Genomic DNA, 13,723 nt, shown 5'->3' with positions numbered 1-13,723 from the left:
CAGAGAGGGCATATCCATGTCTCACACATACCTGACTACCGAAGAGCTGGCCACGCGCATGAAGTACGACGCGCGCACCATCCGTAATCGCTTGAAAGACTCAGTCCTGCTCGAAGGGATTCACTACTTCCGTCCCTTTGGCGGCCGCAAGATCCTTTTCATCTGGGAAGCCGTCGAAGAAGACATGCAGAAATTCTCGCGGGCTTCTGGTTTGGTTCCGATGGCTGGTGGAGGTATCTGCCATGGGTAAGGTTCGCGCCCGCGCTGACAACGAGAAGTTGTTCTTTGACTTCACCTATTTGGATCAGCGGTGCCGCGAGCAGACTACGTTGCCTGATACGCCTGCTAACCGGAAAAAGCTGGAGAAGATCCTGGAGCGCATAGAGGCGGAAATCACCCTCGGCTGCTTCGACTACGCCACCTACTTCCCTCAAAGCAGCAAGGTGCAAGAGATCAGTCGGCTGCAGGCTGGCTGTGCATCACTGAAAACACCACTTTTCAAGGATTTTGCCGAATTGTGGTTTGAGGAGATGAGGGTCGAATGGCGTGATACGCACGCCAAAACCGTGCGCCTTACCCTTGATAAGCACTTGCTGCCTGAGTTCGGCAAAAAAGAGGTCAGCGCCATCACCAAAGCAGAACTTCTGTCATTCCGCTCGGCACTCGGCAAAGTTCCCGGGCAGAAAGGTCAGAGTCTGACAGCGACGAGAATCAACCACATCATGACGCCATTGCGCATGATCCTTAGTGAGGCAGCTGACCGCTTCGAGTTTACCTCGCCATATCTCAACATCAAATCACTGAAAGTCCCCAAGACAGACGTGGAACCCTTCACCTTGGATGAGGTACTGCAGGTCCTCAGCACAGTGCGTGATGACTTTCGCAACTACTACACCGTGCGCTTTTTCACAGGCATGCGGACGGCAGAAGTTGATGGTCTGCAATGGAAGTATGTCGACTTTCAGCGACGGCAGATTCTGATCCGTGAAACCTGGGTGGGCGGCAAGCTCGACTACACCAAGAACGACGGCTCACAGCGTGAGATCGATATGTCTGGGCCGGTTTACCAGGCGCTACTCGGCCAGCGGGAGAAAACCGGCAGCGGACAGTTTGTCTTTAGCACCCGCGAAGGTACGCCGCACGCATACCGCAACATCAACGACCGGGTTTGGTATCCGCTGCTGCGTCACCTGGGTCTGCGTAGGCGGCGTCCCTACCAAACTCGTCATACGGCCGCGACCCTCTGGCTAGCTGCAGGCGAAAACCCGGAGTGGATCGCCAGGCAAATGGGACACACCACCACCGAGATGCTGTTCCGTGTCTATTCGCGCTATGTCCCCAACCTGACCCGGCGTGATGGCAGTGCCTTCGACAACCTGATCAAAGCCAATCTCAAGGGCTGAGGAGTTCCACCATGAAACTGATCAAACGTGACAACGTGACCCCTCTGCATCCATCGATGGAGGCTCGCGAGCATAAGTACCTTAAGCATCTGGCTTCAGCCATGAGTCTCTACCTTGAGAATCCCCATGGCACCGAGCTTGTCTGCATCCTCGGCTCCGGCTACGAGAAGGATAATCGGCACGCCCTCGAAACCTGGATTGCTTACCACCGGAATGAAGTTTTCGAGACGCGCCTGCAGGGTCGAAGTCCCCTGCATCATCTGATCGAGAAGCTTGAGAACCTGTTGGTTAACTAAGTTCGGAAGGGGCCGAAAGGCTCCTTCATTGTTCCCCCTTGGTAGTGGCAAGACTGCTCCATTCACTCGCTAATCTTCGTTTGGTGGAGTCACCAGTCCCTGCCGGCTACACCTCAGCTTGTACATGTAGTCAGACATTTGAAGACCCGGATCGACGGATTGGTTTACTATCCATGGCGCGAACCAGAGCACATTTTTTCCTGCCTGCAGGCAGGCAAGAGGGAAGCCGGGGGTACAGGAACAGTGGTAAAGAAGCAAAGCGTATTGGCAAGCTGGGTGGGCGGGAATGATCTCAAGGCAGTTGAGGGCGGTGAAATAGGCCCGATTCTATCGACCCTAAACAGGGTAGATTTTGATAGCGTCGAGCTGCTCTGTTCATATCCCGCCGAGATCGTTGAACCCTACCTGGACTGGCTGCGCCAGCAGGTCGATGTATCAATCGCAGCGCATTACGTTTCCCTGTCTTCTCCCGTTCATTTCGGGGAAATCTACCAGGCCGCCAGCCAGCAGTTAAAACGCCTGAGCATCTCCAGCAATCAGCTTTCCATTCTGCTCAGTCCCGGCACACCGGCCATGCAAGCAGTGTGGATTCTGCTGGGCAAAACACGCTATCCGGCAACCTTCTACCAGTCGTCACTTGAGCAAGGCGTGCAGCAGGTCGAGGTGCCGTTTGAGATCGCCGCCGAGTATGTCCCGGCTGCCGATACCATAAGCACCGACAAGCTGGTTCAGCTTGCCGGGCTGGATGCCCCCGTGGATGCAGCCTTCGACAGCATTGTGACGCAGAGCGAGCGTATGCTGGCGCTCAAGGCTCAGGCGCAGATACTCGCAGCGAAGCAGATCCCAGTGTTGATTTACGGCGAAACCGGCACTGGCAAAGAGTTGTTTGCTCGCGCCATTCACAACGCTGGTCCACGTTCTGCAGCGCCCTTTGTTGCGGTGAACTGCGGTGCCATCGTGCCGGAACTGATCGACTCCACCTTGTTTGGCCACAAGAAGGGCGCATTCACTGGCGCGATTACAGATCGACCCGGAGTGTTCCAACAGGCCCATGGCGGCACGCTTTTTCTGGATGAGTTCGGTGAGCTAACGCCGGATGTCCAAGTGCGCCTCCTGCGCGTACTGCAGGAGGGCACCTTCACTCCGGTAGGCTCTAGCCAGGAGCTCAAGGTCGATGTGCGGCTGATTGCCGCCACTCACCGCAATCTGATGCAGGAAGTTGCTCGTGGGCGCTTCCGTGAAGACCTGTTTTATCGCATCGCTGTAGGTGTACTGCACCTCCCGCCGCTTCGAGAGCGCGAAGGTGATCTGCTGTTACTGTCGGAAAAGCTGCTGGCCGGCATTGCTAGCCAGGATGCCAGCCTTGGCGATAAGAAAATTTCTGCCGAAGCAAAAAATCTTATCCTTCAGCATCCCTGGCGTGGCAACGTTCGCGAACTGCAATCTACTCTGTTGCGCGCGGCTCTCTGGTGCTCGGGCAATCTAATTGCTGCTCATGATATCGAGCAGGCACTGTTCAAATTGCCGCACGCGCAGGCCGATGTACTGGCAATGAATGTTGCGCAAGGCATTGATTTACAAAAGATAATTGCTGGGGTAGCAGGGCATTATCTGCGTAAGGCTTTGGCGCTTACCGGCAACAACAAGACCCGTGCGGCTAGCCTGCTTGGCCTCAAAAGCCAGCAGACGCTGAGCAATTGGATGGACAAGTACGGCATCGAATAAAACCTGGCACGGTCCTCGCTAAAAGACCGTTATGAACAGAATCGCCCACATGAAATCAGTTAACTTCGAGTTTCTTCGCACCGGTAACGATTTGCTGGCAAACCTTGCCGGCCTCGCCGAAGCCGTTCTGCACATCGATCCGGGCAGTGCGCTTACTCGCTTGCGTAGCTTCGCCGAAGAGCTCACCAAAGCCATCTACAAGGAAGAGCTGCTGCCGCGCATGCCGCAGTCGACCTTCTACGACCTGGTGAAAAACCCGGTGTTTGCCGATTGCGTCAGCAAGCCGCTGGTTCACCAGATCAACTTCCTGCGCATCCAGGGTAACGACACCGCTCACGGCGCTGAAGGTGACCTGCGTAACGCCCAGCTGGCGCTAAAGACGGCCCATCAATTGGCCATGTACATGGCCATCAAGTACTACGCTACTGCACAGGCCAATATTCCTGTCTTTATCGAAGTGCAAGATCCAACCGCAGCCCTCGCCCGCCTGCAGAAAACCGTTTCCAGCTACGAGAAGGAGCTCAATCAGCAGCAGGAAGAGCTGCAGCGCGTCATGGAGAAGCTGGAGCAGGAGCGCACCCGCAATCTTGACAAGCTGGAACCGCCTGCCAAGCCGGACCAGCAGAAGCGTCAGCAGCAGAGCCAGAGGGTTGCAGATAGCCTGCAGTGGAACGAGGCCAAGACCCGCGCCCTGTTGATCGACGTCATGCTGACGCAGGCGGGTTGGGATGTCAGCAATCCCGCGCAGGTCGGTCAGGAAGTCGAAGTTGATTTCCCCAGCAACGTTTCCGGCAAGGGTCGTGCGGACTACGTGCTATGGGGCGACAACGGTCAGCCCCTGGCGGTGATCGAGGCCAAGAAATCCGGCAATGTCAGCCTGCAAGCCGGACGCGAACAGGCGCGCATGTACGCCGATGGCTTCGAGCGCATGGGCATGCAACGTCCGGTGATTTTCTACAGCAACGGATACGAGACCTTCATCTGGGACGACGCGCAGTACAACACCTACCGCCCGGTGTATGGCCTCTACAGCAAGGACAGCCTCGAATACCTGATCTACCAGCGGCAATACCGCAAAGCGGAGCTAGAGCGTCATAACCCTGATCTGAACATTGCTGACCGTCCCTATCAGATCGAAGCGATCAAAACGGTCGCCGCTCACTTCCAGCAGCAGCAGCGCCGCCGTGCGCTGATCATCCAGGCCACCGGCACGGGCAAGACCCGCGTGGCCATCGCACTGGCCGAATTGCTACTGCGCACCGGTTGGGCCAAGCGCGTGCTGTTTCTCTGTGACCGCAAGGAACTGCGCGTGCAGGCCGATGAGGCCTTCAAGCAGAACCTGCCTAGCGAGCCGCGCTGCGTTATCGGGGAAACCAACAAGGTGGATCAGACCGCACGCGTCTACATCGCCACCTACCCAGGCATGATGAACCGCTTCGCCCAGCTTGATGTGGGCTTCTTCGACCTGATCATTGCCGACGAAAGCCACCGCAGCATCTACAACAAGTACCGCGACCTGTTCGACTACTTCGATGCCCTGCAGGTAGGCCTCACCGCCACCCCGGTGAAGTTCATCAGCCGCAACACCTTCGACATGTTCGACTGCGAGACCACCGACCCGACCTTCGAGTTCGGCCTCGATGCCGCCATCAACAACGATCCGCCTTACCTGGTGCCGTTCCGCGTCAAAGACCTCACCACCGACTTCCTGCGCGATGGCATTCACTACAACGACCTGAGTGAAGAACAGCAGCGTCAGCTCGAAGAGGACCTCGGCGAGGAGGAGGCCAAGCGCACCACCATTGCCGGCAAGGACATCGGTCGCAAGATCTTCAGCGAAGACACCGACCGCATCATCCTGGAAAACCTGATCAACAACGGTATCAAGGATGAAACCGGCTCACTGGTCGGCAAGACCATCGTCTTTGCCCAGCGTCAGGACCATGCCGAGCACCTGGAAAAGCTCTTCTGCAAGCTCTACCCCCAGTACGGCAGCAAGGTCTGCAAGGTCATTCACAACCAAATCCCGCACGTGGATACCCTGATCAAGGAATTCAAAAAGCCGGGCAACGACTTCCGTATCGCCATCTCGGTGGACATGCTTGATACCGGCATTGACGTGCCCGAAGTGGTCAACCTGGTCTTCGCCAAACCCGTCAAATCCTGGGTCAAGTTCTGGCAAATGATCGGTCGCGGCACGCGTCTGCGCCCCAACTTGTTTGGTCAGGGAAAGCACAAGACCGAGTTCCTCATCTTCGACCACTACGGCAACTTCGACTTCTTCGAGCAGGAGTACGAGGAGCCGGAAGACCAGGGCGGCAAGTCGCTCCTGCAGACCACCTTCGAAGCACGTCTGGAGCTGGCGCAGGCGGCCCTCAAGCACAATCATGCCGCTGCCTTCGATGCCGCCATCGAGCTGCTGCGTGCCGACATCAACGACCTGCCGGAGAGCAGCGTGGCCGTTAAACGCGAGCTGCGCGCCGTGCACCAGTTGCAGCAGGGCGACCAACTGCAGAAGTTCGACGCCAAAACCCAGCACCTGCTGGCGACCACCATCGCTCCGCTGATGTCGGCTCGTGTGTTGCGTGACAAACATGCCACCGCGCTCGACAAACTCATCGCCGGTATCGAGCGCTGCCTGGTGGAACAGGCCAGTTGTTTCGAGGATGGCAAGATCATCCTGCTGGAGGAGATCGACAAGCTCGCCATCAATATCCAAGCCGTGCGCCAGAAAGATGCCCTGATTGCGGAGGTACGCAGCGCGGATTTCTGGCACAACGCCAATGTGGGCAAGCTGGAGCGTGCTCGGCAGGAACTGCGCGGCATCATGAAGTACCGCCAATCGGGCAATGGTCCGCTCTATGCCACCCCAGGCACTCGCACTTTCGATGGTGGAGTACAGGAGGCGGAGCGTGTCATCACCATTGCCGGCGCCAACGAGGCGCTGGCTTACCGGCGCCGCCTCAAGGACATCCTCGACGGCATGCTGGCTGCCAACCCGACCCTGCAGAAAATCCACAAGGGCGAGCCGATTGCTGAGCAGGAGCTGAGTTCGCTCACCTCGACCATCCTTACCACCCATCCCGGCGTCAGCCTGCAGGTGCTCAACGAGTTCTATGGCCGTACCGCCAGCGAGCTGCAGTTGACCGTGCGGGAGCTGATCGGTCTGGACGTGCAGGCCATCGAGCAGCATTTCGCCCAGTTCCTGCATACCCATCCCAGCCTCACGGCCCAGCAGGTGCGCTTTATGAACCTGCTCAAAAGCTACATCGCCCAGCACGGCAGCATCGTCATCGAAAAGCTCTACGACGCGCCGTTCTCCAGCATTTCCCACGAAGGCATCGACGGTGTGTTTACCCCTGCCGATGTGGGTGAGCTGGTGGCAGTGCTCAAGCCCTTCTTGCGCGGGGAAACCCCGCCTACCAGTCACTAGGAGTGCACATGCAAGCCAGTCAATGGACAACCGAGATCATCGTCATCACAGCCGTACTCGCACTGACCGGTGTGCTGTTGGGGTATTTCGCGGCAGCGCTACGCCAAGGGCGGCAACTCAGTCTGCTGGCGGCCCAGCTTGAGCAGGCCCAGCAGGCTCAAACAACTGCACTGGCAGGCAGCACAGCACTGAGTGATCAGCTCAAGGCCGCAGAGGCGCGCGGCCATGAACTGCAGGTCGCAGAGTCCAAACTGAAGGCGCAGCTGCAGGCCGCCGTCGACAATGTGACTCGGCTGAATCAGGAGCAGCAGGCAGGCAAAGACGCACAGGCTGCGTTGCAACTGAAGCTGGACGATGCCAGCCGGCAGCATCACGAAGCCGCCAAACGCCTGGAAAGCGCTCAAGCCGAAGGGCGAGCGCTGCAGGAGCAAATCTCTGAACTGCGTGATCGTCTGACGGCAGCGCAAACTGCAATCACCTCATTGCAAGGTGAGCGCGACACTCTCAAGGACGAACTGGCAAATCTGGATGCCAGTGCCAAGGTAGCGGCAACGGGCGAGCGAGAGGCGCGTGAGCAACTTGCTGAGATTCGCCAGAAGATGGCCGCTCAGGCTCAGGATTACAACGAGCTGCTGGGGCGTTATCAGCCGCTCAGCAATCAGCATGCGGAGCTCAAGACCTCCTTGCACAAGCGTGAGGAGCTCGTGGCTGAACTGCGTGATCGACTGCAAGCAGCGGAGGCCGTCAGCGCACAACTGCAAACCGACCGGGATCAGCTGAAGGACGCATTGGCCAGCGAAGGTCAGCGCAGCAAAGCCCTGGAAACCTCCGAGCGCGAAGTGCGTGAGCAACTGCAGGACATCAAGGCTCAACAAGTGGCCGCCGTAGCGCGTTACGACGCGCTTCAGGCCCGCTTTGCCGCACAAAGCAGCGAGTACACTAAGCTCAAGACCGAGCTGGATGAGCGCGAGGCCAGCCATGCCCGTGAGCTGGCCAACTTCGAACAGCAGAAAGCCAGCCTGAGCGAGCAGTTCAAGCTGCTCTCCAACGAGATTCTCGAAGCGAAGACTCAGGCCCTGCAGGAAAGCAGTAAGCTCAGCCTGAGCGCCGTGATGACGCCTTTCCAGCAGTCCATCGACACCTTCAAGCGTGAAGTGCAGGAGATCCACCACCGCGAAACCACCCAGCAGGGTGAGCTGCGCAAAGAGCTGGAGCAGCTGAAAACGCTGAACCAGCAGATCACCACCGAGGCCCATGAGCTCTCCACCGCGCTGCGTGGCCAGAAGAAGCTGCAGGGCAATTGGGGCGAGCTGGTGCTGGAAAACGTCCTCGACCGCTCTGGCCTGCAACTGGGCAAGGACTACCAGCGCGAAGTCAGCATCACTACCGAAGAGGGTCGCCAGCGCCCCGATGCCGTGGTGTACCTGCCCCTGGGCAAGCACCTGATCATCGACGCCAAGGTTTCGCTTAACGCCTATACCCGCTACGTCAACGCAGAAGATGAGTTGGAGCGTAAGCAGGCCCTGAAAGAGCATGTGCAGGCCGTCGCCAGCCGCATCAAGGAACTGGCCGACCGCGACTACTACAAGCTGCCGGGGCTGAACTCGCCGGACATGGTATTCATGTTCATCCCCATCGAGTCTGCCTTCGTTGAGGCGCTCAAGGCGGACGAAACTCTGTTCCAGCAGGCCATCGAGAACAACGTGCTGGTGGCCACGCCGACCACGCTGCTGACCAGCCTCAACATCGTTCGCCAGCTCTGGCGCTATGAGGATCAGAACAAGCACACCGCCGCGCTGGCCAGCCGGGCAGAGGGCGTTTTCAAAAAACTCAATACCTTCCTGGCCAGCTTCGAGAAAATCAAAAAAGGCCTGGAAACCGCCACCGAAGCCTACGTCAAGGCCGAAGGCCAGCTGGTCAGCGGCAAGGGCAACCTGGTCAAGCAGGTGGGTGAATTCAAGAACCTGGCCCCCTCCATCAAGGCGCAGCTACCAGCCTATTTCGCCGACAAGGCCGCGCTGGAAATCGACTTTATCCCGGCTGAACAGAACATCCAGGCGCTGACCGACAGCGCCGACGATGAAGACCTGCTGGCAGAAACCGACACTGAAACTGAATACGAGACCGCCTGATGCTCACCGGCAAAATCCGCACTGATATCGACAAGCTCTGGGAAAAATTCTGGACCGGCGGCATCACCAACCCGCTGACCGTAATCGAACAGATCAGCTACCTGATGTTCGCCCGCATGCTCGACATGCAGGAAGACGTTGCTGAGCGTAAGGCCAACCGCACCGGCAAGCCCTTCGACCGCCTGTTTCCTAATACCCCGGACGGCCAGTTGCTGCGCTGGAAGAACTTCCGCAACATGAGCGGCAAGGAGTTGCACAGCCACCTCAAGCAGAAGGTCTATCCCTTCTTCGCCCAACTCGGCGGCGCTGAAGGTGAGGGCGGTGAGCGCGAGGGCCTCGGTCATATCAGCGAGTACATGCAGGACGCCGATCTAGAGATCAAGAACGAGTCCGTACTCACTTCCGCTGTGGAGATGGTCAACGACCTGCCGCTGACCCAGAGCGACGTGAAGGGCGATATCTACGAATACCTGCTGAGCAAGCTCACCACCGCCGGCATCAACGGCCAGTTCCGCACCCCGCGCCATATCATCGACGCGATGATCGAACTGATCACCCCGCAGCCAAACGAGGTGATCTGCGACCCGTCCTGCGGGACCGCCGGCTTCCTGGCCCGCACCATGGAATACCTCAACCGCGTGCACTCCAGCCCGGAAGGCACCTTCAGCGACGAAGACGGCAACCTGCATTATTCCGGCGACCTGCTCGAACCCTACCGCCAGCACATCAACAGCGAGATGTTCTGGGGCTTCGACTTCGACACCACCATGCTGCGCGTCTCCAGTATGAACATGATGCTGCACGGCGTGAACGGCGCGAACATCCGCTACCAGGACTCCCTGAGTAAATCCATCAAGGAGCACTATCCACGTCAGGAGCAGGACTTCTTCGACGTGGTGCTGGCCAACCCGCCGTTCAAAGGCAGCCTGGACGAAACCAACACCAACCCCGACGTGCTCGGCCTGGTGAAAACCAAGAAGACCGAACTGCTGTTCGTCGCCCATATTCTCCGCTCGCTGAAACTCGGTGGCCGCGCCGCCGTGATCGTGCCGGACGGCGTGCTCTTCGGCTCATCCAAGGCTCACCAACAACTGCGCCAGGAGCTGCTCGATAACAACCAGCTGGAAGGCATCGTCAGCCTGCCCAGTGGCGTGTTCAAACCCTACGCCGGTGTCAGCACCGCCATCCTGATTTTCACCAAGGGCGGCAGCACCGAACGCGTATGGTTCTACGACCTGCAAGCCGATGGCTACTCACTGGATGACAAACGCACCGAGCTAAAAGGCGAGGGCAGCAACGACCTGCCCGATGCTATTGCCCAGTGGCACAAATACCGGCAGATGGTCGAGGGCAATATCAGCGCCAGCACCATCAATACCCTGTTTGGCGACAAGCGCAAAAAGGCCTTTGTCGTTCCGGCTGAGGATATCGCCGCCAACAAGTACGACCTCTCCATCAACCGCTACAAGGAAGTGGAGTACCAGCAGGAGCAGTACGAAGACCCCAAGGTGATTCTGCAGCGGCTTAAAGGGCTGGAGCAGGAGATTTTGGCGGATTTGGATGAGTTGGAGGGGATGCTGTGAGTTGGCCGTTGGTTAAATTGCATGACGTATGTCGTCCTCGTCAGTGGAAAACTATATCCGCCAGTGATCTGCTTGAAGAGGGTTACCCGGTTTATGGTGCCAATGGGAAAATCGGTTTCTACTCAGAGTATACCCACGAATTTGCGACGTTAATGATAACTTGCCGCGGTGCTACTTGCGGAAATGTCCATATATCTGAGCCGAAGTCATACATTAATGGCAATGCAATGGCTTTGGATGTGTTGGATAGTGAGAGGGTAGATATTAGGTTTCTCTACTACTACCTGTTGGGGCGCGGTTTCGATGACGTAATTTCTGGCTCGGCACAGCCTCAAATAACCGGGCAGGGACTGGCAAAAATTGAAATCCCCCTCCCACCCCTGCCCGAACAAAAGCGCATCGCCGCCATCCTCGACAAGGCCGACGCCATCCGCCGCAAACGCCAACAAGCCATCCAGCTCGCCGACGAATTCCTTCGCGCCGTGTTTCTGGACATGTTCGGCGATGTGATTGAGGGTGCAGAAAATGTCGTTAGGTTTTCTGATGTTGCCATGCTGGATGCGCCAATGGTTGATCCGCGAGTCGACGAATATATAGATTTAATACATATCGGTCCGGATCGGATAGAGAAAAAAATTGGCAAGCTGCTTCCCGCGCTAACTGCGCGAGAGGAAGGACTTATTAGTAAGAAATTTCTTTTTGATGACCGCTATGTGTTGTATTCAAAAATACGACCATATCTTAGAAAGTGCGCAATGGCAGAAGGGGTGGGTTTGTGTTCAGCTGACATGTATCCGGTCAGGCCTGTGGAGGGTGTTGCAACTAAGGAGTTCCTATGGATGTTGCTCCTCTCTGATTTCTTCACCGCATATACCGAGTCGTTGCCTGCCCGTGCAAATATTCCAAAGCTCAATCGTGAGGAGCTTGAGGCATTCACTCTTTCGTTGCCGGACTATAGTCGGCAACTTAAATTTTCCTCAATTGTGAGAGCGACCAACATTGCCAGTCAGCGCGTGGTGGAGAGTGCTGCTTATGTTGACGGCGCATTTGAGTCCTTGAGCCAAAAAGCCTTCTCCGGCCAGCTATAGATAAGGAAATCCCCATGCGCCTCAAGTCCGTCAAGCTCACGCATTTCCGCGGCTACCGTGCCACCACCGTCATTCCCATCGACGAAGCCAGGACCGGCATCGTCGGCCGCAATGACTATGGCAAATCGACCATCTTCGAAGCCCTGGCCATCTTCTTCGAGAGCGGCGATGTCAAGGCGGACAAGAGTGATATGAACTGCTTCAGCCTGGCCGAGGGTGCCGAGCAGTTCGAGATTGCCTGTGAGTTCGATGATCTGCCTGAGGCGCTGGTGCTCGATGAAAATGCCGAGACCTCCTTGGCGCAGGAATACCTGCTCAACGCCTAGGGTGCGCTGGAGATTGTCAAAACCTTCAAGGGCAACACCGGCAAGCTGGAGCGAACCGCTATCCGCTGCCAGCACCCTGCGGATGAGGCGCTGGCTGGGTTGCTAAGCCTGAAAATGGCCGAACTGAAAAAGCTCGGTGAGCAGCAGGGCATTGCTGAGCAATTGGCAGACAAGCGCGTGGCCTCACAGTGGCGGCAGGCTATCCGTGCGGCAGCACAGCCTATCGCCTGTCAGGAGATGCTGCTCGACGTCAGCAAAGGACTTTCGACTGACAGCAAATCTATCTGGGAAAAAATCGAGGCTCAGCTGCCCACCTTCGCCCTGTTCAAGGCGGATCGTGAAAGCAGCGATGGTGACGCCGAAGCCAAGAACCCCCTGCAGCAAGCGGTCAAGGAAGCCCAGGCTGCGCTGCAGAATGAAATCAGCGCACTGGAGCAGCAGATCGAAGCCAGCGTCCTCGATGTCGCCGCCCGCACCCTCGACAAGTTGCGGGAAATGGCTCCAGAGCTGGCCAACGAACTGACCCCACGCTTCAAGGAAAAGCCCAAGTGGAGTTTCAGCTTCACTCTGGATGGTGAGAATGGCATTCCGATCAACAAGCGCGGCAGCGGCGTGCGCCGCCTGATTCTGCTCAACTTCTTCCGCGCCGAGGCGGAGAAGGCGGTAGTGGGCTCCCAGCGCAACGTGATTTACGCCATCGAAGAGCCGGAGACCTCCCAGCACCCGAACTACCAGATGATGCTGATGAAGGCGCTGCTGGAGCTTTCCAACCAGCCCAACCGGCAGATCATCGTCACCACTCACGTCCCGGCCCTGGCCGGCCTAATGCCCATCGATGGCATCCGCTATGTCACCAAGGATGAGAACGGTAACTACCGCCGCTATATGCAGGAGCGTGAGGATGAGCCGCTGGCGCCGGGTACCGGGTATCACCTGGTCAAGGCACTGCTAGACCTCAACCGGCATATGAAAGGTGGCGAGACCTCGCCATTGGTCGAGGTGGTGGTGATGTCGCGCAACAGTCCGGACACCGGCATCCGCGTGCTCAAGACCATTCGCCGTGACCAGTTGGCGATAACCCGTTCGGCCTTTACCGGTGGCGAGTCGGTGGCCGACTACATGGATGCCTTCGATGTGGACCTGTTCCTGACCACCAATGTGGAGGATGCGCAAAAGGTCATCGACTCCCGGCAATGTGCCGCCGCGATCCTCAAGGCTCCACCGGCCAACGCCCCGCAAATCCCTGAGGGCCAGGTGCGCATCGCCTTCGACGGGGACGCGGTGCTGTTCTCCGACGCCAGCGAGCTGGTTTACAAAACCCAGGGGTTGGAGGCTTTTAAGGCCCAGGAGGATGCGCTGCAGCACACGCCGATGGAAGAGGGCCCTTACGCCAGTCTGCTGAAGAAACTGGCCCGCCTGCAGGAGCGCCTGCCCACCGGTGGCAAGGACTCACCGATCAGAATCGCCATCGTCACCGCACGAAATTCCCCATCCGAGATGCGCGTCATCAATACCCTGCGAGCCTGGGGCGTGTACGTTGATGAGGCCTTTTTCCTGGGGGGCGTCGGCAAAGCCAAAGTGCTCAGTGCCTTCACCCCGCATATCTTCTTCGATGATCAGGATGTGCACTTGGAAGCCGCTGCCAATCTGGTACCGTCTGGCAAAGTGCCATATATCACCCGGTCCGGTCTGGCAGAACTGCTGCCAGCTGCGAGCGCGTAGATTCGTTTTATACGT

At 57.7% G+C, this 13,723-nt stretch carries 8 protein-coding genes and 1 pseudogene; all 9 read left to right on the top strand.

Translation table 11 applies throughout. From position 1 onward, the window contains the following. Positions 1 to 16: 16 nt before the first annotated feature. Positions 17 to 250, top strand: a complete 234-nt coding sequence (locus QE393_RS15680) for a hypothetical protein (RefSeq protein WP_003292744.1) — start codon at positions 17 to 19, stop codon at positions 248 to 250. Next, positions 243 to 1,403, top strand: coding sequence for a site-specific integrase (locus QE393_RS15675; RefSeq protein ID WP_310044528.1), 1,161 nt, complete (start codon positions 243 to 245; stop codon positions 1,401 to 1,403). The genes QE393_RS15680 and QE393_RS15675 overlap by 8 nt, the downstream gene beginning before the upstream one ends. 11 nt (positions 1,404 to 1,414) lie before the next feature. Further along, positions 1,415 to 1,699 (top strand): hypothetical protein, encoded by a 285-nt coding sequence (locus tag QE393_RS15670; RefSeq protein ID WP_144956921.1) that lies wholly within the window; start codon positions 1,415 to 1,417, stop codon positions 1,697 to 1,699. A 138-nt stretch (positions 1,700 to 1,837) separates the two neighbouring features. Beyond that, on the top strand, positions 1,838 to 3,424 hold the full coding sequence (locus QE393_RS15665) for a sigma 54-interacting transcriptional regulator (protein WP_310044526.1): 1,587 nt from the start codon (positions 1,838 to 1,840) through the stop codon (positions 3,422 to 3,424). A 49-nt stretch (positions 3,425 to 3,473) separates the two neighbouring features. Next, a complete protein-coding gene (locus tag QE393_RS15660; protein ID WP_310044524.1) occupies positions 3,474 to 6,857 on the top strand; it encodes a DEAD/DEAH box helicase family protein in 3,384 nt (1,127 codons plus the stop codon). An 8-nt stretch (positions 6,858 to 6,865) separates the two neighbouring features. Further along, complete coding sequence (gene rmuC / locus QE393_RS15655; RefSeq protein WP_310044522.1) at positions 6,866 to 8,989, top strand: DNA recombination protein RmuC; 2,124 nt, start codon at positions 6,866 to 6,868, stop codon at positions 8,987 to 8,989. Next, positions 8,989 to 10,572 (top strand): class I SAM-dependent DNA methyltransferase, encoded by a 1,584-nt coding sequence (locus QE393_RS15650; RefSeq protein WP_310044520.1) that lies wholly within the window; start codon positions 8,989 to 8,991, stop codon positions 10,570 to 10,572. Before rmuC ends, QE393_RS15650 begins: the two co-directional genes overlap by 1 nt. Then, a complete protein-coding gene (locus QE393_RS15645) occupies positions 10,569 to 11,660 on the top strand; it encodes a restriction endonuclease subunit S (protein WP_310044519.1) in 1,092 nt (363 codons plus the stop codon). Before QE393_RS15650 ends, QE393_RS15645 begins: the two co-directional genes overlap by 4 nt. Positions 11,661 to 11,674: 14 nt before the next feature. Then, positions 11,675 to 13,708: pseudogene (locus QE393_RS15635) on the top strand (5'-nucleotidase). Positions 13,709 to 13,723: the final 15 nt, after the last annotated feature.

The organism is Pseudomonas sp. SORGH_AS_0211 (assembly GCF_031453455.1).
Lineage (GTDB): Bacteria > Pseudomonadota > Gammaproteobacteria > Pseudomonadales > Pseudomonadaceae > Chryseomonas > Chryseomonas aestiva.
The sequence above is the reverse complement of the archived record's forward strand: the minus strand, read 5'-3'. Positions and strand labels throughout refer to the sequence as shown.

Coding starts and splice junctions, on each gene's coding strand:
- QE393_RS15660 (WP_310044524.1), top strand. CDS start 3,474: ATGAAATCAGTTAACTTCGAGTTTCTTCGCACCGGTAACGATTTGCTG.
- rmuC (WP_310044522.1), top strand. CDS start 6,866: ATGCAAGCCAGTCAATGGACAACCGAGATCATCGTCATCACAGCCGTA.
- QE393_RS15680 (WP_003292744.1), top strand. CDS start 17: ATGTCTCACACATACCTGACTACCGAAGAGCTGGCCACGCGCATGAAG.
- QE393_RS15650 (WP_310044520.1), top strand. CDS start 8,989: ATGCTCACCGGCAAAATCCGCACTGATATCGACAAGCTCTGGGAAAAA.
- QE393_RS15675 (WP_310044528.1), top strand. CDS start 243: ATGGGTAAGGTTCGCGCCCGCGCTGACAACGAGAAGTTGTTCTTTGAC.
- QE393_RS15670 (WP_144956921.1), top strand. CDS start 1,415: ATGAAACTGATCAAACGTGACAACGTGACCCCTCTGCATCCATCGATG.